Raw genomic sequence first — 25,230 nt, forward strand, 5'->3', positions numbered from 1 at the left:
CAAACTAAATAACTATATTTGCAGTTGTGCACTTTTTTCTGACTACGTACACTAAAGATGGTTGACAGTTCTGCATTTGGACTTGGCCGAATACATTCTTAAGCAATGGTAAAAAGTGATTCAGCATCTTACTACAGCCTGCCTACAGGCTGAGTGCCCCGTGGATGAGTTCATAAACAATATATAAACATTATCAGGCTTGCTCCGAAAAGTCCGCGTTGAGACTGGAAATGGCCTTAACCATAAACACCTATGAAAAAAAGAAATGTCATCCTTTGTGCTGCATTGACAGGGCTTTCACTGTCTGCTACGGCACAGAAAATGAATATCACGCGAGTTGGTGATACCACAATTGTAAAGATTGACAAGTCACCAAAGTTCCTTATCCTGCCTGTTCAGGAAGATAAAGATGAGGCACAGGTGAAACTTGACGAAGGAAAGCCAACAGATACATGGATGTATATAAGATTGGCACAAGACAAGACCGACTACTATGTGCCTTTCAAACTCAATATGGGTAAGACATCGGTCATCAAGATTCTCAACCTGAAGTCCGATGCCCTGACTCTCAAGGAAGGAGAGATGAAACTTTCAAACGTGTGGGATGTTACCAACACCGATTTCTACCGCCCTTCATACCATCACACACCTTCGTATGGATGGATGAACGATCCTAACGGTATGTTCTACAAAGATGGTGTCTATCACCTCTGTTATCAGTATAATCCATATGGGTCAAAGTGGGGTAATATGCACTGGGGGCATGCCGTCAGTCGCGACCTTGTACATTGGGAAGAGGTCAACCCTACGATAGCACGCGACCCGATGGGGCATATCTTCTCCGGAAGTGCTGTTATAGATACTGATGGTACGGCGGGATATGGCAAGAATACCATCGTTGCACTATATACGTCAGCCAGCGATGAGAATGGCCAGATACAATGTATGGCATACAGTACTGATGGAGGCTATACCTTCCATAAGTATGAAAAGAATCCTGTGCTGACTCCTTTCGACGGACTCAAAGACTTCCGTGACCCGAAAGTGTTCTGGTATGCACCGCTGAAGAAGTGGTATATGATAGTGTCTGCCGACAAAGAGATGCGTTTCTACTCATCACCCAATTTGAAGGATTGGACTTATGTAAGTGCTTTCGGTGAAGGCTATGGTGTACAACCGAACCAGTTTGAATGTCCCGACTTCTTCGAACTTCCTGTCGATGGCGATACGAATAAGAAGAAATGGGTAATGATTGTGAACATTAATCCGGGCTGTCTCTTCGGTGGTAGTGCTACAGAGTACTTTGTAGGTGACTTTGATGGAAATAACTTTGTCTTCGACAGTAAGCCATCTGTTGCCAAGTTTCTTGACTATGGCAAGGATCATTATGCAACAGTGACCTTCTCCGGCGTTAAAGATCGTGTGCTGGGTATCGCGTGGATGAGCAACTGGCAGTATGCCAATGTCACCCCAATCCGTCAGTATCGTGGTGCCAATACTCTCCCACGTGAGTTCAAACTCTTTACAGGGAAGGATGGAGAAATATATATGTCGTCCAATGTTGCACCTGAAGTCGGCTTGTTGAGAAGGAATAGCAATAGTCTGCCCGACCTGCTCATCTCTCACGAAAAGGATGTTGCAAATGTCTCTTCCAACAAGGAGAATGCCTTTGAACTGGAGATGAACGTGATGCCGGGACAGGCGACCAAGACCGGAATCATACTTTATAACAATAAAGGTGAGAAGGTTGACATCTATTTCGATATGAAGAAAGGCAGACTTATTATGGATCGTACTGAAAGCGGTAAGGTCAATTTCGGTGAGCAGGCCGAGCCCCACAATATTGAAAAGGAATTCGATCTTCACGAGCATCCGGAGATTAAGGAGCCTTTCCGTAAGTTGAATTCAGTAAATTATAAGAATGATTTTGCCCTCGGAACGTGGGCTCCTCTGACCCTCTGTGATGCCGATACCTATCACTTGGACATCTTTGTTGACAAGTGTTCGATTGAAATCTTTGTAAATGGCGGTCGCATCGCAATGACAAACCTTGTCTTCCCTACACAGCCATATACATCCATCAAGTTCTATTCTGACGGAAACAAAACTGCCTTCAAGAATATCAAGGTGAGCGAATTAGGGCTGTAGTTGCGGTGAATGAACCGAATATGAAAGTCTGTTTCGTTGTAAAGACATATCTTTGCAACCGTTATCAAGAAGATTAAAATGGTCAAACTAATAATTTATACATTATGTCGAAAACAAACAAACTCGCGCTATTGCCCGTAATGCTTTGCTTCTTCGCAATGGGCTTCGTTGACTTGGTAGGCATTGCTTCCAATTACGTAAAGAACGATTTGCATCTGTCAGATTCCACAGCCAATGTCTTTCCGTCTCTTGTTTTCTTCTGGTTCCTGATCTTCTCCGTGCCGACAGGGATGCTGATGAACAGGATTGGCCGTAAAAATACTGTGCTTATCAGTCTTGTCGTTACTCTGTTATCCCTTCTCTTGCCGATATTCGGTGAGTCATACGGTTTGATGCTCGTTTCGTTCTCACTGCTCGGTATTGGCAATGCTTTGATGCAGACATCGTTGAACCCACTGGTCTCAACGGTAATGAAAGGAGGGAACTTGGCTTCAACACTTACCTTCGGGCAGTTTGTCAAGGCCATAGCCTCTTTTATGGCACCTTATATTGCTATATGGGGAGCGCAGGCAAGCATTCCGGCCTTTGGTCTCGGATGGCGCGTTCTCTTTCCTGTTTATCTTATTATCGGAGTCCTTGCCACGCTGCTGCTCTTCTCTACGTCTATCGAAGAAGAACCGATTGAGGGCAAGCCAAGTTCATTTGCCGAATGTTTCAGTCTGTTGGGTAAACCCATTGTCCTTCTTAGTTTCCTTGGTATTATGTGTCATGTGGGTATAGATGTTGGCACGAACACCACGGCACCAAAGATTCTGATGGAACGATTCAATATGTCATTAAACGATGCTGCCTTTGCAACTTCACTCTATTTTATCTTCCGTACCATCGGATGTCTGACAGGCTCATTTTTCCTGCGGGTGATGAACAACAAAGTGTTCTTCATTATCTCTGTTTTAATGATGGCACTTTCAATGTTCGGACTGGCAGTTGGAACGTCAAAAGCAATTCTTTTTGTAGCGATTGCCCTTGTCGGTTATGGCAACAGCAATGTGTTCTCTATGGTCTTCGCACGTGCTTTGCAGAGTGTGCCTGATAAGCAAAATGAGGTGAGCGGACTTATGATTATGGGTCTTTTCGGCGGTACCATCTTCCCTCTTTTGATGGGCTTTGCCGGCGATGCCTTCGGACAGGTTGGTGCCGTTTTGGTTATGACAATAGGCGTGCTCTATCTTTTCTCTTATATTCCAAGGATGAAATAGGACTATTTACCAGTTGGCTCTGTTGCCGTATTGGTCAAATAAGTCCTCTATGAAAATAACTGAAAACAAAAAATATATGAAACAAGTAATCGTTGGCCTCGGAGAGGCATTATGGGATTGTCTTCCGGAAGGGAAGAAACTCGGTGGCGCACCTGCAAACTTCGCTTATCATGCAGGTCAGTTCGGTCATGACTCGCTTGCTGTCAGTGCAGTTGGAAATGATCCGTTGGGACAGGAAACCCTTGATGAATTCGATAAAAAAGGAGTAAAATACCTCATGCCGGAAGTGGATTATATGACAGGAACGGTACAGGTTGAACTCGACATAGAGGGTGTGCCTACCTATGATATAAAGGAAGGAGTGGCATGGGATAATATTCCGTTTACTCCGGAAATTGAGACCGTTGCCAAGAACTGTCGTGCCGTGTGTTTTGGTTCACTGGCACAGCGTAGCAGCGTAAGCCGTCAGACAATACAGAAATTCCTTGAAGCCACACCCAAGGGCTGTTTGAAGATATTCGATATTAACCTACGTCAGAATTTCTATTCAAAGGAGATTATCACTAATTCGCTCAAGCATGCCAATATCCTCAAGATTAATGATGAAGAACTCGTTACCATAGGTCGTCTATTCGGTTATCCGGGACTTGACATTGAGAACAAGTGCTGGCTGCTCTTAGGAAAGTACAATCTGGATATGCTCGTACTGACCTGTGGTGTGAACGGCTCTTACGTGTTTGCTCCAAACCTCCAGTCGTTCAGGGAAACACCGACGGTGGAGGTTGCTGATACGGTTGGTGCCGGTGATTCCTTTACCGGAGCATTTGCTTCAGCCATATTGGCGGGTATGCCAATTACGGAAGCCCACAAACTGGCGGTAGATGTAAGTGCCTATGTCTGCACGCAGAACGGTGCTATGCCAAAACTCCCTAAGAAACTGATTGATAGAATCAAATAATGATTGCTACTTCCCAATGCCGTATTAATTTCTGGTTTGGGAAGAAACAAAACCGTACATTCATTCTAATAGTTGGGCGTAATGGACATTCGAGAGGTTTAAGCCCACCAAATGTCCATTATGCCTTCATTAACAATGTTCGTTCTTCAAAAAGCAACTTTCTACTTTTATCTCCAACACGCTTATAGGCTTCATCTACTTGATTTGTCTCTATGACGATTCCTTTATCCTCAATCTTGTCTGTTGATTTCATCCGACACATCCATCCTCAATACTCTCCACTAACCGTCTGAATATATCATTACGGCTAATGATGCGGCGGTTGCCGGTTATTATAAGTTGTTTTCTCGCCCTTGTCAGGGCTACGTTCAGTTTTCGGTCTATTATTACGCCGTCCTCCTCGAAGCAGTTGGCTGTGAGGAAATCGAGTTGGTATGGGTTCTGTATAGTGAAAGAATAGATTATTATGTCGCGCTGCGAACCCTGATAACGTTCCACGGTATCTATGGAAATCCGATTCAGTGGCTCAATGCCGAGCAACTCTATCTCGCGCCGTATCACGGCTATCTGGTTGCGATAGGGCACTATCACACCTACAGTCTGTTGTGGATTGAAATCCTCGCGGTGCTCATCATATATCCGTTTCAGTTGCTCCGCCACTATTACTGCCTCGCTTGTATTAACCTTGTCAGACCGTCCCGGCTCACGACAGTCGGCCGAGGGAATGAAAACTACGCGCCGACAGCGATCTGATGGTTCAAGTTGGTGTTCCAACGGCACTTCCAATATCTTCTCGCGAGCATAGAACATATTACAAGGGAAGTGTGCTATGTCGGGGTGCATGCGCCCCTGTCTGTTCAGTACACCGATAAAACGTTCTCGCCCGGCTTGCCTTTCTATTCGCAACAACCGTTCGAACAGACTGTTACGACAATCATCAAGACAGATGTTTCGCAAGCATTCCTCCTCCACCCTACTGTCTGTACGACTCTGTTGCACAACCGCCGGCAGTTGTTTATGGTCGCCTATTAGAATAAATCTGCCCACTCCCATATTGCCACCGGCATCATGCCAACCCACCAGTCCAACAATATCAGGTTCAGGTATCTGACTTGCCTCATCTATAATGGCGAGCGAAAAACGTTTCAGTGAGAACAGTTCCTCGTGCGACAAGATAGTGGTGGTAGTGCCCACAATGACACGAGTACCTGCAAGCAGTTGCTTCATGCTCGCCAATGTGGCATCATCACCTATGGCATTTGCAAACAGTCGGTCGTGAAAACGCGGGTCGCAGCGGTAGGGCGAGCCAATCCTGAGATAGTCTATTGCGGCATCTTTCAGCATCGAGCATATCTCATCTACGGCTCGGTTGGTGTACGACATTAGCAGCAACGATGTATCGCTGCCGGCAGCCAATTCTCCCTGCACAAGACTGCGCAATGCCCTTGATGTCTTGCCCGTTCCCGGCGGGCCTACGAGTAGGAAATAGTCTTTTGACGACAGTGCCCGAGCAGTTATGTCATCGTCTTTCACGTTGCTGTCCGCAAGCGGTTCTCTCTGCGCCAGCAACAAGTCACGGAAAGATTTCGGAGCCGTTATGAAGTTATGCAGTGAATGTATCTTACTGCCTTGCGACAGGTCGCCGGCTGAATGTTCCACGGCGTAAGCCGCATCAGAGTGTGGCACAAGCACTGCATCATTCTGCTGACCGTCGGCCAAAGCCACCGTAACCTCATTTACGGAAAGGTCTTTTATAAAGCCCTTATAAAGTATGCTACGCCTCACATCGGGCACATCCTTGTATTCATAAAGATACACCGCGTCGCCCCTTCTGAAGTTAGGAAGGAAATCATCACCCTGACTTGGCACGGCAAGCGTTATGAGGTCGAACCCACGATATGCCTCACTCTTCTCTTTCGCAGTTATTTTCAGGTCCGTATATATATTCCCCGTCTCTCGCTTTTCGGCAAGAGGCATGTTCCAAAGGTCGGCAGCCGATGAGCCGATGCCCTCTTGCAGTCCGAGTCTTGCCACCCTTTGCTCGCGAAAAAGGAATGTCATCATCCTACAGAAATATTCGTGTTCGAGTTCCGACAGCGTGTGCAGCGGGTCGAGCATGGCGTGCAGTTGCGGCTTTTGGAATCGCAGATATAGGGTGTCTGTACATTTATTCTCGTTCAAAATATCCGGTTTCAGCATCGGCATTATCGTTGCAAAACCGCGCTCTGCCACCAACATGTCGAGTGTCACCATGCGGTTGCGCATCTTTATTGCGTCCCGGAACAGTCCTTGATAGAAATTCATAGACACCAGTCCGTCCTTCGGTGGATATTTTGAGTATAGCAAGTGCATGTTTATCCTATTCCCGGAGAGTTGGAAATTATATTTCAACACACCGTAATAGAGCAGCATCTGCACATAGTTTTCCTCCAACTGCACACCATACCTGCCACTGCGATGCGTCTCTATGTTCCAGTTCTTTCCCGACTTCTGTTCCACCAGCACCGACATATCGGCACTCATCAGATCGACGCGACCCGAAATGCCGAGTTTCTCGCACACGAACGATGGCTCTATCAAAGCCTTGTCGGTGTGTAACGGTGCTACCTTATCATGCTTCATCACCTTTATCGCCGCCGCGATATTCGTAGCCTGCCTCCGCGCATCGCTGACGAATGTCGCGGCATTAAAGTTTTCACAGGTACTGAAAGCCAATGCCTTGTCGCGGAAATTCTGACGTATGGTGTCGTTGATGGTTGTCTCCGGGGCGTTTATGGTATTGTCGAGCACTGCGCTTGCAAGGTTTCCGAGCAGTATCGGCTGTGTGTTTGCCGGTGCTCCTAAGCGCTTCACGATGTAGTTCAGCGGACTGCGACCGTAACTCTTGAAGCAAGATGCTATCGTACTGATGTCTATAAGGAAGTCGGGCTCGATGACAATGAGTGACGGTTCAAGGCAATGCATCTCTTCACTGTCGGTTTCCGATGCACGGCTGTCAATCAGATTTACCTGCATGCCGACGCGAAGTATCGGTTGGAGATATTTCAAATGCTCTGCCGAAATGTCCACCTCGATTCTCGCAGCATCACCAATATTGTCGGCAACGGCCGTGAAAGATGTGTCTGCAATGCTGTCAACGATACATCTGACGTAATGGTATCGTTCGCGTTTCGCCTCCTCTCGGCGCGAGAGTTTCTCCTGTGTGGTCTGTGGTACCAGTCCTATTATCGATGCCGGAATAGGGCATGAGAACACAGCCGAAACGAAGATACAGAGAGAGCGCACATCATAAAGCAACTGCTCCGGCGTGATTGTCTCTGCCTTGTTGCTGTGGCGGCGCATCGCCTGTATATCAACGACATCGCTCACAGCCACCCTGTGTCGTTTGCATAAGTAACCAACCTGCGAGAACAGATTGCCGTAAGCCTGTTCGGTGTCGGCAACACCCGCGGCAGATGCCATGACAAGCGTCTCGTGCATGTGTCTGAGCAGTTTCGGACAGAGGCGTGAATACTCGTCAGTAGTGTTCGCGCTGTGCACGGCATGGGCTATTTCGGCCGCCCTGTCAAACAATTCCTCGGAGGTCATTTATATATTATTCGTTTCGTAATCTGAGTGTATAGTAAATTACAAAATTACGAAACGACTGCCGTTTCACCAAACACCCGAGGTTAATAATCCATAAAAGCCGAAGTTGTACGCGCTTCGCAGGCGGCAACGGCATTGCGACACGTAGATAAAAAAGGGACGAAACATTTTGCAGTCTCATAAGTAATGCCTATTTTTGCCCTTGCAAAATCTATTGGAACAATGAACGAGAACGCACGAGCCAGAGTGGAACGCGAATACCGACGCATAGTGGCAGAACTGCAACAGGCGGCCGCCGATATGCGTGGGGCAAGCGGGCGTGATGCCGTGCTGACTCAGACGCGCGATGCTCTTGCCTCAACAATGGAAAGACTGATAAGCGGATATAACACACAGGCAGAGCAAACAATAGGCTCAACGGTGTGGGATCAACTCGTCATTGCATTCTTCGGAGAAACCAACGCGGGCAAAAGCACCATTATAGAGACAATGCGTATTCTCACAAACGAGGAAACACGCGAAATGGAACGTGTACGAACCGGTTCGGCACATGACGGAATGATTGTGGGCGACGGTAGTGCCGACTTCACGAAAGTGTACTGCGAATACCACCTGAAGATTAACGGCAAGCCTTTCACGCTGATAGATGTGCCGGGAATAGAGGGCCGGGAGGAGGACTATTCCGAAGATATTAAGCGGGCACTCGACAAGGCTCACAGCATTTTCTACGTGCAGGGACACAACAAACAGCCAGACACGGCAACGGCAGAGAAGATAAAACGTTACCTGAAAGATTGGGTGAGCGTGTATTCGATATATAATATAAGAGGTGGAGCGGGCGACTATGACGAACCGGAAGAGCGTGAAACGCTGATGACAGAGAAAACCGTAAAGACCGAAACTCTAATCACCGGAACGTTCAGCGATATTCTCGGCGAGCGATACAAAGGTAACATTTCACTGCAAGGACTGCTCGCAATGTGCTCCGTTGCCGACTTCGCAGAGAGCCGTAACGACCTGCTGCGCACTCAAGCAAAACTGAAAAAACTGTTCGGCGACAGCAACACTCTGTTCCGATTCAGCCGAATGTTCGCGCTCACCGAACTTATCGACAACATGGCCGACCACTTCCTCGAAGAGATTGTCGAGGCCAACAAACAGAAGATGATTTCGCTTGCCCGAACCGCCTACCACGGAATAGCCGAAGAACTGCAACAACAACAGGAGGCAACGCGCCGCACACGACTACTGCTGCACACCCTACAAAGCGACATAAGGGCTGCAGCAACTAAAACGCAGACTGCCATCGAACGCGACATAAAGCAGGTTAACGACAAGGAATACAATGCTTTGAAAGATAAGGTGTGCGCCACAATAGACAACAAAATGCTTAATGATGCGCAACGGAAATTCGCCATAGAGCAGTTGGAGGCTGTCGTACCGGGGCGTATAGAGAACGGTATGAACGACGTGGTGGCACGCAATATCGGCGAGATGAACGACTACATCAACCTACGGAAACAGCAGATTGATTATATCCCACTTGCCGAACAACTCAACATTGCCGACCCACAGAAACGGTTGGGCTCGTTCTTCGTAAGCACAAAGCGCATAGAGGAGGCATTGAATCTTAGCATCGGCGACGTTGGCGGCTTTGCTGTTTCAGTGGCGGGAGGGGCTTCCATCGGTAGTTTCTTCACTTTTATCGCTCCCGGAGTAGCAACGGCGGTAGGAGCAATGCTCGGTGGTCTGTCGCACATAGCACGCAAGACAATCTTCGGAGACGAGCGCAGAAGCAAGGCCAAGCAGGTGGCACGCAGGCAGATTGAGAAAGCAAGGATTGACAGCAATATAAGACTCCGGAATCTGACAAAGGGAATAAACGAACGTATTGCCGAGAACAGAGACCGAATGACAGAGGCAATAGAGCATGAAATGAACAACCTTCAGACCATCGAGCGTATAATAGAAGATACCCAAAGGGCTATCACAAAATTCATAGAAGATATAAAATCAAAGGAATATGGCACGATATGAGAACAGCATAGAGCGTCTTCAAAAACTGAAGAGCATCGTGGAACAAGGACAGAAACTGGGACTCGAACTCGGCGAGGTGGCCGAAAAGGTTGACTCTGCGATACAAAATGCAACTGCCGGAAAGACACGCATCGTGATGCTTGGCTCGTTCAGCGACGGAAAGACGAGTGCCGTGGCAGGAATGATGGGGAGGCTGCACGAGTCGATGAAGATTGACGTGGAAGAGTCGTCAGACGAACTGACGGTATATCATCTCGACTCTTTGGGGCACGACTATGAGATTGTGGACACTCCGGGACTGTTCGGGACAAAGGAGAAAGAGATTGACGGACAACAGATAAGATGTTCCGAACTCACTCGTAAATACATCTCCGAAGCCGAGGCAGTGATATATGTCTGCGATGCCGTACTGCCATTGAAAGACTCTCACAGGGATAGCCTGCGACTGGTGTTGCGTGACTTCGGGAAACTTCCGGTTACGATATTCGCAATAAACAAAATGGATGAGGCAGGAACAGACATGACAGACGAGGAGGACTACAACGAACACGCTGCTGTGAAGCGCGCCACCTTTGTTCAACGTCTCGATGACACGCTCACACTTACCGACGATGAGAGAGAAGGATTGCGCATAGTGTGCATCGCGGCCGACCCGAAAGGGCGTGGACTTGAATATTGGCTGGAACGCAGAGAGGAATATGAACGACGCTCCCACATATCATTATTGAGACAGGAAGTGGAACGATTAGTGGGACAGACCACCGCTGCCGAACTGGCCGAAGGCTCCGGAATTGCGGTGGTGCGCGACGTACTGGCAGGCATAGGCAACGACATCGACATTACAAACCGACGCATGGCCGACCCGTTGATGCGGTGTCGTGAGGAAATTGCCGACATGAAGAACGAATGTGCGATACTCCGACAGGAACTGAACAGCAGTCGGGGCACTATGACCGACCGCATGAACGACTTGAAACTACGAGTGTTGAGTGAAATTCGGCATGCCGAATCGGCCGACCAACTCGTGCAGGTGGTTGAAGAACAAATCGGTATGGAACACGGAAAGGTAACGTGCTATATACTGAACAGAAACATCAATCAAATTTTGTCGGAATGTGCCGAGGCCAACAACACCTCTCTCGAACGCAAAGAAATAGAGTTCGAGAGCCGATTCACTGCACAGAACGACATATTGGGCAACGGCCTGAAAGAGTCGCAGAAAGTGCTGCGCGAAGTGAAGTCGAAACTCGACGTGGTGAGTCATGCCTACAACCTGTTCTCACAAACATTCAGAAGTACCGTAGGACGGGCGGCAAAGTTTGAGACCAAAGCAGGCAGATGGATAGGAAACGCCGGAGTTGCACTCGGTGTTGCAATGGAACTATACGATTGGTACGAGGCGAAACAGCGCAATGAAAGAGTAGCCGAACTGCAACATACGCTACGCGAGAGTGTCAACGAGATATTCTCCGGAATATTCAAGATGTTCGACAGCGATGAGAGTTATTATAGTACTTTCGCTCCAAGTTACCCCGAGATGCTGCGACTGATTGGCACTCGCGAGGAAGAACTGCAACAGATGCAACAACAAAGCGACAGTTTGGGAAACTACCGCGACCGCATCAGACAATGGATGGAGCATGACATCGCAGACGCAGAGATTGTCAGGTGAGTTCGTAAGTCTTACCTGAAACCGCTGCCACCACCACCGGAGTAACCACCACCACCGCTATACGACGAACTGCCACCACCGCCGCTCGAACGCCTGCGCTGCTCTTCTGCCCTTCTACGCTTTTCTTCTTTTTCCCTCATTCTCTCTTCATAAGTTTTATATTCTCTCACATACTTCATTCCGGCATAGATAGACGTTGCGGCATTGAGATACATCGGAGTTTCGGAGATTGAGTTATAGAGTTCGTAATCTTGGATACTTACCTTCGGAAGCAACTTGCGCAACTCCTTTCTCACGCGCCCTGCCACACCGAACATTGTGGCAAATACCATATACTCTTTCCAAAGCATTGTTTCTATCAAATCGCGCTCGCTAAGGAGAGTGAACTCACGCAGGAATCTGTCGAATCCCATCACGCTACGCACTTCTTCACACGTCAAGGTGAAAAGATTAATATTATTACTTTCATGTAATAGAGAATAAATCTCACGTACTTTCTCACGATATTCCACAGGGTATCTCTTGAAATAGAGTTGTATCTCATTAATTTCAAGGATATGGTCTTCACCGGCTGCCTCATAGAAAAGTTGGTGCAGACACAATGCCATCTTTTCGTTACGGTCAAGAGTTTCCTTCGGTGCTTTGGCGACAGGTTGGTTGATCAGCAAAACATATTTATACCCACTCCCATCGGCATTATTAAGTCGCCTTATCACAACATCTTTCTGCAACATCAGTCGCAGAGTATATGCAGAAATGACATCATTATCAGTAATGGAAGATTCTTCTATGACAGAATAGACATCGCGCGATTTCAGCAAATCACCATTCAAAGGAATATCACGCCGCCACATAATATTCTTCTTACTGCCACCTAACAACTTTTTGAGTCTGAGTTTTCGTTTCAATTCGTCAAATACGATTGCGCCACTGACAAATATGGTCAAGCAAAGCGAAATAATACCACCGAGAGCCAATAACCATATTTCCGAATCTCTGGAGATATGTTCAAAGAGCGAGGTGTTGTTCTCAAGTTCCGCCATCTCGTATGTACTTCCCGCAATGGCGATGTCCTTTACATTTGTCTTGAAACTGCCTGTGACATTGACATCCGGATGAAACTCCCCTTTCGGGAACTCCAACATCACCACCACCATTTCATCACCTGAAATTCTTTCCGTGGTATGAGCATCCACCAGTCCATCAACAACATTGATGTCGCCGTAACATCTGAACATCCACACCTTAGGCTCGAAGCGTTTGAAAAGAACTCCCTTGCGGAATATCTTCACCTTTACCTCGTCAGTTCCGTTCGCATCGGTAGAGAAAAAACAGTGATTGAATCCGTCACTCTCGTAGTAACCCATTACCAGTCCAACGATACGATAGTTTATGTAGTAGGTTCTCTCACCTTCATCACCTATTCCCCAGCACAGTTCCACACCATTCTCGGTATAGTTATAGCCACATCGGTTTTTCTTTTCGTCGCGTGTACGCTCGGTATTCCACACTTTTTCAAATTCATATTTCTCCCCTGTCTCGTCGCTCACAGAAAGGTCTGTGATAGACATACCGCGCCTAAGGTTGAATATCGAGATATATCCTTCCGTACCAAATTCATTTATTTCTGCCACTCGTTTCTCGCGGACGAGGGCATCTCCGTTGTCAAGCAGTTCAACATCAATGTTGACACTTACCGTGCGCCCTGCCATTACCGGCAACGCAAGAGCGCATACCAGCAACATGAGTAACAATATCCGGCGGTTTCTTTTCTGCATACTCTTTAATACTTAAACAATTTATATGCAAAGAATGCCACCATGATAACCACGACATGCAAGATTATCAGTACAACATTTGGGTTATTAAGAAAAAAAAGCCACGCATCGGTAAACATATCATGCTCCGTTTCTATTCCGGGATAAGTTTCCAATAGTAACGATGTCATAGATGACACTATCATTTAAAGTTATGTGCAGGTATATCCGATACCAATGTATCAGTTGTTGAAATAATAAAGGAATGTGGCAATGCCCTCTATGGCCGGTTTTCGTTCGTTCTCTATCTCTATTTTGAACGCCACCTCGGTCTTGCACACACCACGAAGATTGTTTATATTGTGCAGAGATGCCTTCAGTCTTATTCGCGATCCGGTCTTCACAGGCTGTCCGAAGCGCATCTTGTCCATGCCATAGTTTACGAGTAGTTTTATGTTCTGCACCTCTATCACTTTCTCCCAAAGGTGTGGCAGCAATGACAACGTGAGATAACCGTGGGCAATCGTAGATTTATAAGGACTTTCCTTTGCTGCTCGTTCCTCATCCACATGTATCCATTGGTGGTCGAGCGTGGCATCAGCAAACATATTGATGCGCTCCTGACCTATTTCAAGCCATTCGGAAGTTCCAAGTTCTTTCCCTAAATAAGATGCGAATTCGTCGTAAGATTTTACTATAAGTTTTGCCATTGTAATTTTTATTTTTGTTTTCTGATGCAAAAATAACATTTTTTTCTGATATTCAATATTATTTCCCATAATAATACGCAAGTTCGGGATAAGTTTTTTTAAAACAACACCAACAGTTTTGTATTTTCGATATATACCGGCAATACATCAGATTTGTTCTAAAGAAATGGTCATAATCTCATTTTCAGACATACGTCCCTTACGATGTCGAAAATGCCTATATCCCTTACCGGTGGGGGCAATCTGAAGATTTTTACTCAACTCTGCATCTAAATTCTTGCAAAACTCATCTATAACACAAAAAATCTCTGGAGTTTCCTTGAAAGAAGTGAAAAATTATGTCGGTGGTAGTCATCGCTTATAATGTTTGTAATTGATTAATTTACAACTATAAAGTCACGAAAAACAAGTAAGATTACAAACTTTTAAAACAACCTTCTTATCCCGAACTGGCGTAATCATAACAACGCAGGCAACCCAACAATCCATAGAGTCTGATTGTTTTCTAAATATTATCATTTTAGAGGGTATTCAAGCGACGTTGTTCAGAATTTTTGGTTCCCTTTCCTGCATATTTTTTTGTATTATGAAAATTATATGTAAACGAAATGTAGATAAATCTATTATCGTTATAGGCTATTTTTTTATAGTTTATACTATTATACATCATTTCCCATTTTTCTTTACTTGTATTAAAAATATTCTCCGCTCCTATTTTTATAACCATCTTTTTATCCATAAAATATTTTTGAATAAATGCATCAACAAACATTCCACTGTATTCATATGAAACTCCAGAATTGTATGATGTCCAATATTTTGCTTGAACGACAAAAGAATAATCCAGGGGCAGCTTCAATATATTATATAAGCTGACGTAGAAATAAGGGCGATTGTAAGTATTCACGACACTTTTATTTCTGAGTTTAAAAAATTGCTTTTCAAATCCAACTTCCAGTTCAGGATTCCAGACCTTAAAGAACGTAGGATCCCAGATTGAAACAATGCTGAGCTTTTTAAAACCATCCACGTTTGTGAAACCTGACATGGTTATGGCTTTATTCTCATATTGATCTATTGTAAACAAAGTTTTGTTATGGTATGATTTATAGGAAGTCATAAAATTCAAATTTGAATATGACACGGTATAGTTTATATCATCAACATAAGTACTCTTCAGTAAAGGATTTCCAACTTCATAAGAATATGGAGAATTATACTGAATGTCACCTCTCAATTGGTAATATGATGGTCTGTTTACAACCCTTCTATAACTTAACGACATATTCACTTTTTCATCAAAAAGTGAGCGTGAGATAACGAGTGTGGGAAAAAGATTACTATATTTTTTTGTCTGGTCTTCTTGTTGTCTTTCATTTATATAATAACGTTGATTGATAAATTCAAACCTCAAGCCCATTTCAACATCAAAATGATATATACTATACTTGTAATTAAGAAATAGCGCAAATAAGTCTTGATTATTTAAGGTAGAGGTCTGTGGCAAATCGTTTTGTAAATCACTATTATTATCATTACTATAAAATGATTGATTTCGAGTTTTCGCATAGTCGGTTCCGAATAGAATTGTAGAATTCCTGATTTTCCGTGATAGTTCCAATTTGATTGCTCCTAAACGATAGTTATTTTCACTATTACTATTGACAATATTATGTTTGTTGCTGATAAACTCAGTATTGTCATAAGAGGCAAAAGTTTTTGTATGTCCAAACATATAGTCCGAGTTAAGGTCTATACTCCATTCTGAAACTTTACCTTTGTAAAATACATTTATATTTCCACCATTTCCATCAGGATAGTAATTGGATTTTTGATTGTAATCAGCACTTCTTTTTGAGTCGGAATAAGCCGTTATTGCTCCATATACTTTATAGTGTCCATCAGTTAAAAAGGAATGACTGTATTTTACTCCTAACAGATGATCTTCTGATGCACGATATTCTGCAGCGATGCCAAGATTATGGGATTGCCTTCTTAAGGTTAGTTCATTATTTGAATAAATAAGATTTGGAGACAACCCATTTATAGACACTTCAGTCTGTTGAGTTTGTTCCTTTCTAATATCTTGCATAGAATAGTCTGCAAAAAAAGAAAATTTCTTTGTTGAATATGCTGCATTGGCTAAAAGCGATTCACTCCACCCTTTTCCTCTGTACACTCTTGTGTGAATTATCCCAGAAAAGCCTTCGGCAGACTCTGTTGTAAATATTTTTACAACAGCACCTACTGAGGAAGAATACTGTGCCCCCGGCGTGGTAATAATCTCTATTTTTTTTATTCTTTTCGAAGATAGTTTAAGCAGTTCTTCTACACCATGAAGTTCTTTATTATTAATATATACCAGTGCATTTCCTTTCCCAAATATATTGATAATGTCATTTTTAATATTTACTAATGGTAATTGTTTAAGAACATCCATTGCGCTTCCTGCATCTTTCAAAATACTGTTTTGTATATTGGCGGTAAGCGTACCTGCTTTCATTGTATATGGAGATTTCTTTCCAGTTACAACAACTTCTTTCAACTCTTTGCTAACAGGATACAGTAATATTATACCAAAATCCTCTTTATCAACTAATTGCTTATGACTCTCGTAACCAATATGAGAAACTTTCAGAAAAATATTTTTCATTTGACTATAACCATCCAAACTAAGACAAAAAAATCCTAAACTATCAGTAATGGTTCCTTTAAGGATGTTACCGTCCCTATCAGACAGAGCAACATTTGCAAACTCTATCGGGTTTTGGTCTTCAGAAATTACTGTCCCCTTTATACAGAATGCTTGAGGAAATGCAACAATGCAGATATGGACAAATATCAGTAAAAGAAAAGTTCTCATAGTTATTTGTTTTTTAACTCAGAGGATTTTTATTATAATAGACCTTTAAGAACTTGTCTATTCCACCCTCTTTATAAATACTACAAAAGTTATACAAGCCTCCATGAAATTTATTTCTAATTCGTTGCCAAGCACATCCACCACTACATATTGGTAGGAAAAAGCATTTCTTGCATTCGTCATCAGAAGTCCATTGCCCTTCTACCATATATTGATTGTAGAGGTCTGTCTTATTAACTTTTCATTAGCAATCTTGCCTACAATCATTTTTTCATCTCCCATATCATTACAACACTTGTATAGTCCTCCAAATGGTTCTACAACGTAAGCAGTAGAGCAAGTTGCTACACACGGAAGATTCAAGAAGCAATTGCAAAATTAAAGAAAATATTCTGAAAAGACTTCATTTGGTGTCCTAAATTCTATCTTTATTCTTGATATTCCATTTATTTTATCCTGAACCTGCCTTATTTCCTGATGTTCGGCATACCCTGTTCCGTTGTCCGTTGTAATGCTTCTGACCGGTATATTTGCCTCTTTCGTCATTTTTATTACAGTTTGAGACCTCTGCAAAACCTTTCACTCACTCAACTTTCATCTCTATAACTTTAAATGAGTGAATATTTATAAACAACGGATGTCTTTATGAGGCAACTTTAGTGTAAACACACTCTTTTATGGGTGTGTTTCCTCTTATTTGATAAAATTGCACACAATAATCCCCGGTGTCCTGTATAAGTTGTAGGCAATTGACTCCATTATATGCTGTGCATGTGTTTTTGAGAGTCCGACATACCTTGCTATTCCTGCACCAAACCATCTGTGCATAGAACCAAAGGTACGCTCTACTTTGTAGCGTATCTTACTTATAGCGATATTGACCCCCTTCTGTCTTTCGCTAATCTCATGTCCTCTTGTTCCCTTATGCATGATGCGGCTTTTGAGTCCCATACGTTTGAGTGTTTCCTTATTCTCTGTAGAATCGTATCCTTTATCCGCATAGACAAGTGCCTTTCGTGGTAGTTTGGCTTTCTTCAAAGGAGTTTCCAAGTGTTTAATATCACTTTCATCGGCTGCTGTTGTTTCTTCGGCAAGTACCATCCCATTTTCATCCGTTAACGTGTGACGTTTGTAACTGAAATGGAGTTTTCCCATCTTCTTTATCCAACGGGCTTCCGCATCCACATTCGGCTTGACGATTTCTTTGACCATTGCTTTTTCCGAAGCCTCCGTGTTATCATCATCTTTTCTATCCTCAACGACCTCATAACTCTTACATCCGCGGGGACGACGGGGGGTGTTCGTAATGCTTGCATCAACAATTGCGCCATGCTTGACAATGACACCTTTAACTTCCAATTGCCTGTTAAACTCGTCAAGGAGCGTGTCATATAAATCCGCCTCAACCAAGACATTACGAAAACGACACACGGTAGTACTGTCAGGAACAGTATCTTCCATTCCGAGACCTGCAAAACGGCTAAAGGAAAGCCGGTCGTTAACCTGATCTTCAACCTCTCCGTCACTCAGACCGTACCGGGTGCGAAGCAATTCTATCTTGAATAAAACAAGACTGTCATAGCCGGGACGACCGGTAGACTTATAGCCTTTGGTGTAAGCTGCTTCGATTATAGCACGAATAGGTGCCCAATCAATAACTGTGTTTATTTGGGAAAAGAATGTCTGCTTAACCTTTCTTTGGCCAAGAAATATATCAGCAAAACTTGGAGAGGATATCTTTTGTTTCATGCCATAAAGGTACAAAAAATATTTGATATGAGCAAAGAAAATGAAGAGTTTTGCAGAGGTCTCATTATTATGCTTAATTGAATTTAGGGCAGATATAGCTACTAGTTCATCTATGGTATTATCATATTCTATAGGTTCATGAATAAGTTTTGAATAATATGAAATCTGCCAACAAACCCCTGGTAGCCCTTCCGCAAAAGAGTGTAAATTTTTAATATTTCCTTCGTTTGTTTTAGCGATTGACCATTCGTAAAGTTGATGAGATTTTATCAATAACGAATCGTCTTCAAACAAACATCCAAGATAATAATTTAATAGCATGCATGTTCCTATTCCTTCATGTAAACTATTAAATGAAGAATTATATTCGCAAGTATAAAGACTATTAATACTTTCAATATAATTTCTCAATAATGTATAATCTATTTTCTCCATTAATGTCCTTATTTCATAAATCTAGAAGTGTCATTCTCATTTTTATTTACACGAATACTTTTACTGTCATGACCAATATTATAAGTTATAGACAAACGAACACACTGAGTATTCGGGGCAATAGTGTTTATAACCTGAATGTCTTGGCCATAATTATATAAAGATTCGAGTTTTAGTTGATTGAAAAGATCTTCTACTGTGAGCGCAAAGGCTAAATTTTTATTTTTTAGCAAGGTATATTGCATACCCATATCTATGCTCATTGAGCCTTTCTTTTTTACTTGCAATAAATTGTTTCGTGTTTTGAAGAAAGGATTAATGTAAAAGCCAAAATTGTCTGTTATTTGATAGGAAACATACAAATTACCACTTCCATACCAATTGGCCTTTGGATTGGATTCTGACGATTTGATTTCTTTTATCACATCATGATAACTGAGATTTCTTAGGTAAAGATACAACGATCCGTTAAGTTTTCCTTGCATGAAAGAAAATGGTACAGAAATATCCCCATAGAGATATAATAGGTCGGCATAATTCTTCGGTTGAGTATATCTTATTCCATTGTTATCTAAATTATAGGTCGTTCCGAATGTGTTGGAGTTTAAACGTGCTCCTAATGAAACAACAACATATTTAAAGAGTAGGTTTTGTATTTTAAAGTCGTACTGCATGGAAGATTTTAGGTAAGGATTTCCAAGACTATACTCATTGTCGCTATAATAAGTAATACCGGGAAGCATGGAGAAATATCCCGGACGGTTGTTCTTCATTGTAAGGTATAAAGAAGTGCTGAAATTATTACTTATTTTCCAATCCATGGTTAGATATGGAGCAAAGTTCCATTCTCTATTTTTTGATATATTCGTTGTTATATATTTATAATGCTCATACTCTGCTCGTAGTCCCAAATACAGCGACAAATTTTGGTGAAATCTAAATCTCCCTGACATATATAGCCCCATGATGGTTTCCCATACAGTAAAGTCAGTTTCTTTTTGAGATATAACTGTTTCACTCATTTTAGAGAAATAAGACTGGCTACCGATAGTATATACAAAGTTCGGGAGTTTCATTTTATATTGGGCTTCTACTATATGTCTATATCCTCCCATTTTTTTATCAATCATAAGAGAATTTCCCAAGCTGTTATTTGAGATTTGACTATAGTTGTCGCCACCAGTAAGCAAACCATATGAAACTTTAAATTGATGCTTCAACGTGTCTGCTGACAGGTACTCTATATTAGTAGAAAGCAAATCTGTCCAATCCCTTATACAACGAGATGTTGATTTATCTAAAATCTCCCCCGTTTTGTATGTTTCTTGACTTTTGTGATGCAAATCATCTACATAGTAAGATGCAAAATAATTCAAACTTCCATTTAAAGCTTTAGGTGTCCAAGTAAGATTCAGTACCCCAAAATAGGCATCTTTGTTTCGTGTCTCTTTCTGATTCAGTAATTTATCAACTTGTTCATAAGAGCATAAATCCTTTGTTCTTGTGAGAAGAGAAGATTTCGCATATCCCAAAGATGCACTTCCCGACAAGTCTCCATATTTACCTCGTAGATCGATATAATCTCCCCACTTGTATGCCTCATTACGCAGAAGTGTTCCGTGTGTCGTATTGCTTATATTAAAACCACTTTTCACTCTTTCTTTTGTCAGGATTTCAATAGTCGCATTTTCTCCGGAGAGTCTATTTTCTGCTGTTGCCACACTTTTTATATAGATTTTTTTCAATTGGGATGCAGGAATTGATTTCAAATAGTTAAGAAGGGTACTCATCGGCATTCTTTGTTTTACTCCGTCAATGACAACAAGTGGGTCATTTCCTTGAACCTTTATGCCTTCAGGTGAAATCACAATACCAGGAGTTCTCTTGAGTACATCCATAACATTATCGGTAATACCTAAGGTTAGTTTGCCCACATCAATACCAAGCTTTCCTTCCGTCATAGTAATAGCTCTCTTGTATGCGGAAACGGTAACTTCCTGCAATGCTATTGCATTCTCTTTCAGAACTATTGGATTCTCAAAAACGTAATCAGAGGGAACATCAATTTGAAAAGCATGAAACCCCACAGAACTAATCTTCAAGCGCAAAGTTTCGTTCTTGTGTGAAGAACAGTCTAAAATAAAGGTCCCATCATCCTTGCTATAGGTAGAGGTGATAACTTTAGCTGTATCTGAAAGTGATACACAAATAACACTTGCATATTCGATAGATGTATTGCTATCACCCACAATTTTTCCGGATATATTTTGTCCCCAAAGAGACGATGTTGATACCATTGTAGAGAAAAGCAAAAAAATAACTTTATAATGCATGGGCGTATTCAATAACAATTTTGTTCGATTTTATATTGCGTTTTGTTTGTAATATTATTTTATAAAATAGGATATGTATAGGCTGATTCAAGAAGCAAGTGCAAAATTAAAGAAAATATTCTGAAAAGACTTCATTTGGTGTCCTAAATTCTATCTTTATTCTTGGTATTCCATTTATTTTATCCTGAATCTGCCTTATTCCTGATGTCCGGCATACCCTGTTCCGTTGTCCGTTGTAATGCTTCTGACCGGTATATTTGCCTCTTTCGTCATTTTTATTACAGTTTGTGCCAATGGGGCTGCCTTTTTCTCCGTCTCAAGTTTTCTCATTAGAAGCAGTGAACTGTATTTGTCAACAAATGTGACGATTACTCCTTTTCTGTCTTTTCCTACTATGATATCCACTTCCAATTTATCAATGCTTTCACCAAACCCATCTCTTGGTCGCTCATTACTAGTGGTGCAATACAAAATTAATTAATCTTGGGGAGAGGAACAAATGTTTCTATCTCTTTCTTTATTCGTCGTTAAACCCGGGCATGCTCTTTGGAGGCATAGCGTCTCCGGCCGCATGACAAACCTCCGCGGTGTTTTCATAGTTTGAAAACTTGCGTCTCACTGCAAAATGTTGCACTTCTAATTGGAATTCACGAATAAATACATACGAACAATTTTTTATTTATATTTCTTTTCAATATCTATGACTGTTTTACGTTTTGCCATGTTTCGGAAAGCAATTTGGGCGAAATTGCTGACTAAAATGGGCGATTTTGCTGACCAATTTCGCCCAAATTACATTCAAGTTGGTGGCGTAATGCTCCATGAAGGCTTATATACGATTACTTATGTCATTGTTAATGGGAAATGAGTGCAGAGTATGCGCGACTTCTTATCTTAACGTGAGATCGATGAATTATAAGTGTCTGTAAATTTGGTGATTAATGAAACTTGTTAGAACTTTATATTGCTGATTTATAAATAATTACAAGCATAATAAGCGATGATTACCAACTTTTAAACAACTTTCTTACCCCGCACTGGCGTAACAATCCTTGTTTTAAAGCATTTACGGACATTTACGTTGAAGATTTGAACGTAAATGTCCGTAAATGAGACATGAATTTGTCGTTAATATTTGGTGGAGTTGAAAGGGGTAAAGGGATTACAGTAGGTTGAGATACTTCTCTACCGGTATTCCTCTGTTTTTGTCTTCGTTCTCCCTATTGGCCTCTATCAGTCGTGACAGTGCATCCATTGCCTCGCGAGTGCTCTGTTTCAGCGATTTGTCATTAAGCAGATGACCGATGAGAATTGCAGAGAACATATCGCCGGTACCTGGGAAATGCACAGGAATTTCGTTGTATGGCAGGCAGAAATACTCGTTATCGGCATGGTTGTAGCCCACCACCGACGGCTGTCCGTCAACCTTTATGCTCGTTATCAATGCCGAACGAGTGCCTATTGCGAGTAGAGCATCGAGTAATTGGCGCGCCTCCTGCGGCGTGACACCCTCTTCTTTATACGGTGTATCGGTGAGATATGCCGCCTCGGTGTGGTTGGGGAATATGAGATGAGCCACCTCAACCATTTCTCTCATACACTCTACGCGTTCCGGTGTCACTCCGTTATACAGTTTCCCTTCATCACCCATGATTGGGTCAACGAAGATTGTGGTACCCGATGCTGCCTGTTCGCGACAATAGGATGCCACCATTCGTGCCTGTCTGACACTGCAAATGAAGCCCGTGGCAATGGCATCGAAAGAGAAACCAAGTTGTTTCCACACAGGGAACACGCCCTCCATATAGTCGGTGGTCTCCATTATGTTGAACTTTCCGTAGTCGAGAGTGTTGCTGACAAGTGCAGTGGGGAGATTATAAACCGGCAATCCCATATATGAGAGTATGGGCAGCATGGCCGCCGTGGCCACTTTTCCGTAGCCGGCAAGGTCATTGATGAGAAGTATCTGTTTCTTTGTCATTATGTATTCATTGGCTTAAAAAGCGCTGCAAAATTACAAAAATATAACGAGTTAAACGAAAAGATCAGACAAATATTAACTTATACAAAACTAATCGAAGATCTCTGACAAGGTGCTTATTTTGCAGGGGAGTCACTACAATCGAGAATACAAACGAATAAAAAAAACGAAATTTATGCGCAAAAAATTTGTGGCATAGAAAATATTTTTATATATTTGCAGCGGTTTCGTGATGAAACTATCTAATAATACAAAAAAGATAATCGCACATTATTATAAAATATCTAATCTTTCTTAGTATCTAATCTTTAAATTTTTTATCTTATGGAAAACCACAAGAAAATTCTTTTGTTAGTCATCAGTTTAATTATCGGTTTTATGGTTGTGGGCTGTAGCGACAACGATTCGCCCGAAATACCACAGGTGCCGATTAATTTTACCATCAATGTAACAGACGTTACGTCGAACAGTGCCAAGGTAACTGTTACACCATCGAACACAGACATTTACTATTTCTGTAAAGTCGTGCGTTCCGAGATGTTAAAGGGTTTGGACGATGCAGGGATTATCAGATTGCTTTCGTCCCCTAACACAATGATTACACCCAGTAAGGGAGCGTCTGTTTTCACACCAGATACGCTTGCTGCGAATATGGATTATACGGCTGTAGTATTCATGAAAGATGAGCTTTCTACGCCAAAGGCGTATCGTGCCGAATTCAAAACTACTGAGATTCCGGCGAAGGATTTGGGCGAAGGAGCGAACTGCTATATCGTCCCTGAAGCAGGAAAGTATAGTTTCGTGCCACTGCACGTTAGCGGAAAGCCGATTGCAAACATCGACAAGGTAGACTGGATATGGTCGACAAAGGTAGGTGAGAGCAATGAACAAAAATTATTGAAAAATGTTTCGTTCGATGGAGAGCGCGTGCTTCTCGATGCAACAGGTGAGAGAGGGAGCATCATTTTGGCAGCTTTCGATACAACGGGAAAAATCGTCTGGGTATGGCATATTTGGTGTACGGAAATACCGAAGACAATGAAATATGAAAACGGAAAGGTCTTCATGGATCGTAACCTTGGTGCGCTCAGCGCAGATCCGGCCGACGGAAAGAAGACATGGGGTCTGCTGTGGCAATGGGGTCGCATAGTTCCGTTCTTTGGCGGATATGAAGAAACTGAATGGAATAAAGCAGATGCTTTCAATGAGTCGCGCAAGTGGACTATACTCAATCCCAAATATGGACTTGAATGGAAATTCGAGTATCATGCCGTAAATATAGACGAGGCAATCGCCCAACCAACAATGTTTTTCTGTGACCCGAAATCGTGCGACTGGAACAATACGATTGATCTTAAGTTGTGGGGTGCAGTGAAGACGGATTATGACCCGAGTCCGGCCGGATACCATGTTCCGCAGACCTCGGACTGGGAGGAGCCTTTGGAGAAGTTGGTTACAAAAGAAGATTTGAGCGGTGCCACCTATACATTTGAGGGAAACACGGCTTGGTGGCCTGCTTCGGGTAGCGGTAGAGAGTTTGACTCGGGATGCAATATAATCGGTAGAGGAGGTGTATTTGTATGGTCGTCCACCGCAGAATATGTTACTGATCCTTTCTTCGGAATGGACAACTCGCCTATAGCTTTCCGTCTCGCTTTCCAACTCGATCCGAGATTCCTGACGGTAAAGGCAATGGGTAACCGAGCCTTTGCGCATTCTATTCGTTGCGTAGCCGATTAA

At 42.7% G+C, this 25,230-nt stretch carries 16 protein-coding genes and 1 pseudogene; 6 read left to right on the forward strand and 11 right to left on the reverse strand.

Annotation, left to right across the window (positions count from 1 at the left end; all coding sequences use genetic code 11):
• Window positions 1-252 precede the first annotated feature (252 nt).
• The 3 genes from EHV08_RS05685 to EHV08_RS05695 all read left to right on the forward strand — a co-directional run bounded on the left by EHV08_RS05685 (window position 253) and on the right by EHV08_RS05695 (window position 4,365).
• Window positions 253-2,148: a GH32 C-terminal domain-containing protein gene (locus EHV08_RS05685; RefSeq protein WP_126678457.1), complete on the forward strand. Its 1,896-nt coding sequence runs from the start codon at window positions 253-255 to the stop codon at window positions 2,146-2,148.
• 104 nt (window positions 2,149-2,252) lie between these two features.
• Window positions 2,253-3,407, forward strand: a complete 1,155-nt coding sequence (locus tag EHV08_RS05690; protein ID WP_126678458.1) for an MFS transporter — start codon at window positions 2,253-2,255, stop codon at window positions 3,405-3,407.
• 76 nt (window positions 3,408-3,483) lie between these two features.
• The gene (locus tag EHV08_RS05695) at window positions 3,484-4,365 is read left to right on the forward strand and encodes a carbohydrate kinase family protein (RefSeq protein WP_126678459.1); all 882 of its coding nucleotides are present in this window, start codon (window positions 3,484-3,486) and stop codon (window positions 4,363-4,365) included.
• Window positions 4,366-4,614: 249 nt separating this feature from the next.
• Here EHV08_RS05695 and EHV08_RS05700 read toward each other — a convergent pair whose 3' ends face one another.
• Window positions 4,615-7,953: a DEAD/DEAH box helicase gene (locus tag EHV08_RS05700; RefSeq protein ID WP_126678460.1), complete on the reverse strand. Its 3,339-nt coding sequence runs from the start codon at window positions 7,951-7,953 to the stop codon at window positions 4,615-4,617.
• A gap of 222 nt (window positions 7,954-8,175) precedes the next feature.
• On the opposite strand from EHV08_RS05700, the gene EHV08_RS05705 reads away from it, so the two are divergent.
• Window positions 8,176-9,990 (forward strand): GTPase domain-containing protein, encoded by a 1,815-nt coding sequence (locus tag EHV08_RS05705; protein WP_158676056.1) that lies wholly within the window; start codon window positions 8,176-8,178, stop codon window positions 9,988-9,990.
• Window positions 9,977-11,662 (forward strand): LeoA/HP0731 family dynamin-like GTPase, encoded by a 1,686-nt coding sequence (locus EHV08_RS05710; protein ID WP_126678462.1) that lies wholly within the window; start codon window positions 9,977-9,979, stop codon window positions 11,660-11,662. The genes EHV08_RS05705 and EHV08_RS05710 overlap by 14 nt, the downstream gene beginning before the upstream one ends.
• 11 nt (window positions 11,663-11,673) lie before the next feature.
• Here the strand turns inward: EHV08_RS05710 and EHV08_RS05715 are convergent, their stop codons facing one another.
• The 10 genes and pseudogenes from EHV08_RS05715 to EHV08_RS05755 form a co-directional block, all read right to left on the reverse strand.
• Window positions 11,674-13,440 (reverse strand): DUF2207 family protein, encoded by a 1,767-nt coding sequence (locus EHV08_RS05715; RefSeq protein WP_126678463.1) that lies wholly within the window; start codon window positions 13,438-13,440, stop codon window positions 11,674-11,676.
• A 221-nt stretch (window positions 13,441-13,661) separates the two neighbouring features.
• Window positions 13,662-14,129, reverse strand: a complete 468-nt coding sequence (locus EHV08_RS05720) for a MaoC family dehydratase (protein WP_126678464.1) — start codon at window positions 14,127-14,129, stop codon at window positions 13,662-13,664.
• A gap of 159 nt (window positions 14,130-14,288) precedes the next feature.
• Window positions 14,289-14,435 (reverse strand): annotated as a pseudogene (locus tag EHV08_RS11905) (IS982 family transposase); the annotation flags it as partial.
• A 214-nt stretch (window positions 14,436-14,649) separates the two neighbouring features.
• Entirely contained in the window at window positions 14,650-16,992 is a 2,343-nt protein-coding gene (locus tag EHV08_RS05730) for an outer membrane beta-barrel family protein (RefSeq protein ID WP_126678465.1), read from the reverse strand.
• Between the two features lie 13 nt (window positions 16,993-17,005).
• Window positions 17,006-17,200, reverse strand: a complete 195-nt coding sequence (locus EHV08_RS11655; protein ID WP_238988017.1) for an SPASM domain-containing protein — start codon at window positions 17,198-17,200, stop codon at window positions 17,006-17,008.
• Window positions 17,201-17,370: 170 nt separating this feature from the next.
• On the reverse strand, window positions 17,371-17,538 hold the full coding sequence (locus EHV08_RS11430; RefSeq protein WP_158676057.1) for a hypothetical protein: 168 nt from the start codon (window positions 17,536-17,538) through the stop codon (window positions 17,371-17,373).
• A 147-nt stretch (window positions 17,539-17,685) separates the two neighbouring features.
• Window positions 17,686-18,741, reverse strand: coding sequence for an IS5 family transposase (locus tag EHV08_RS05740; protein WP_126678466.1), 1,056 nt, complete (start codon window positions 18,739-18,741; stop codon window positions 17,686-17,688).
• Window positions 18,742-19,184: 443 nt separating this feature from the next.
• Window positions 19,185-21,509 carry an outer membrane beta-barrel protein gene (locus EHV08_RS05745; protein ID WP_126678467.1) on the reverse strand — a complete coding sequence of 775 codons (2,325 nt, stop codon included), beginning with the start codon at window positions 21,507-21,509 and terminating at the stop codon, window positions 19,185-19,187.
• Window positions 21,510-21,704: 195 nt separating this feature from the next.
• On the reverse strand, window positions 21,705-21,914 hold the full coding sequence (locus EHV08_RS05750; protein WP_126678468.1) for a hypothetical protein: 210 nt from the start codon (window positions 21,912-21,914) through the stop codon (window positions 21,705-21,707).
• A 757-nt stretch (window positions 21,915-22,671) separates the two neighbouring features.
• Window positions 22,672-23,490: a pyridoxamine kinase gene (locus EHV08_RS05755; protein ID WP_126678469.1), complete on the reverse strand. Its 819-nt coding sequence runs from the start codon at window positions 23,488-23,490 to the stop codon at window positions 22,672-22,674.
• A 324-nt stretch (window positions 23,491-23,814) separates the two neighbouring features.
• Between EHV08_RS05755 and EHV08_RS05760 the strand changes: the two genes are divergently transcribed.
• Window positions 23,815-25,230 (forward strand): fibrobacter succinogenes major paralogous domain-containing protein, encoded by a 1,416-nt coding sequence (locus tag EHV08_RS05760; RefSeq protein ID WP_126678470.1) that lies wholly within the window; start codon window positions 23,815-23,817, stop codon window positions 25,228-25,230.

The sequence above is a fragment of the Prevotella koreensis genome (genome assembly GCF_003977605.1).
Classification (GTDB): domain Bacteria; phylum Bacteroidota; class Bacteroidia; order Bacteroidales; family Bacteroidaceae; genus Prevotella; species Prevotella koreensis.

Excerpts from the sequence above, each read along its gene's own strand:
- EHV08_RS05685 (WP_126678457.1), top strand. The coding sequence starts at position 253 with ATGAAAAAAAGAAATGTCATCCTTTGTGCTGCATTGACAGGGCTTTCA.
- EHV08_RS05690 (WP_126678458.1), top strand. The coding sequence starts at position 2,253 with ATGTCGAAAACAAACAAACTCGCGCTATTGCCCGTAATGCTTTGCTTC.
- EHV08_RS05695 (WP_126678459.1), top strand. The coding sequence starts at position 3,484 with ATGAAACAAGTAATCGTTGGCCTCGGAGAGGCATTATGGGATTGTCTT.
- EHV08_RS05700 (WP_126678460.1), bottom strand. The coding sequence starts at position 7,953 with ATGACCTCCGAGGAATTGTTTGACAGGGCGGCCGAAATAGCCCATGCC.
- EHV08_RS05705 (WP_158676056.1), top strand. The coding sequence starts at position 8,176 with ATGAACGAGAACGCACGAGCCAGAGTGGAACGCGAATACCGACGCATA.
- EHV08_RS05710 (WP_126678462.1), top strand. The coding sequence starts at position 9,977 with ATGGCACGATATGAGAACAGCATAGAGCGTCTTCAAAAACTGAAGAGC.
- EHV08_RS05715 (WP_126678463.1), bottom strand. The coding sequence starts at position 13,440 with ATGCAGAAAAGAAACCGCCGGATATTGTTACTCATGTTGCTGGTATGC.
- EHV08_RS05720 (WP_126678464.1), bottom strand. The coding sequence starts at position 14,129 with ATGGCAAAACTTATAGTAAAATCTTACGACGAATTCGCATCTTATTTA.
- EHV08_RS05730 (WP_126678465.1), bottom strand. The coding sequence starts at position 16,992 with ATGAGAACTTTTCTTTTACTGATATTTGTCCATATCTGCATTGTTGCA.
- EHV08_RS11655 (WP_238988017.1), bottom strand. The coding sequence starts at position 17,200 with ATGGTAGAAGGGCAATGGACTTCTGATGACGAATGCAAGAAATGCTTT.
- EHV08_RS11430 (WP_158676057.1), bottom strand. The coding sequence starts at position 17,538 with ATGACGAAAGAGGCAAATATACCGGTCAGAAGCATTACAACGGACAAC.
- EHV08_RS05740 (WP_126678466.1), bottom strand. The coding sequence starts at position 18,741 with ATGAAACAAAAGATATCCTCTCCAAGTTTTGCTGATATATTTCTTGGC.
- EHV08_RS05745 (WP_126678467.1), bottom strand. The coding sequence starts at position 21,509 with ATGCATTATAAAGTTATTTTTTTGCTTTTCTCTACAATGGTATCAACA.
- EHV08_RS05755 (WP_126678469.1), bottom strand. The coding sequence starts at position 23,490 with ATGACAAAGAAACAGATACTTCTCATCAATGACCTTGCCGGCTACGGA.
- EHV08_RS05760 (WP_126678470.1), top strand. The coding sequence starts at position 23,815 with ATGGAAAACCACAAGAAAATTCTTTTGTTAGTCATCAGTTTAATTATC.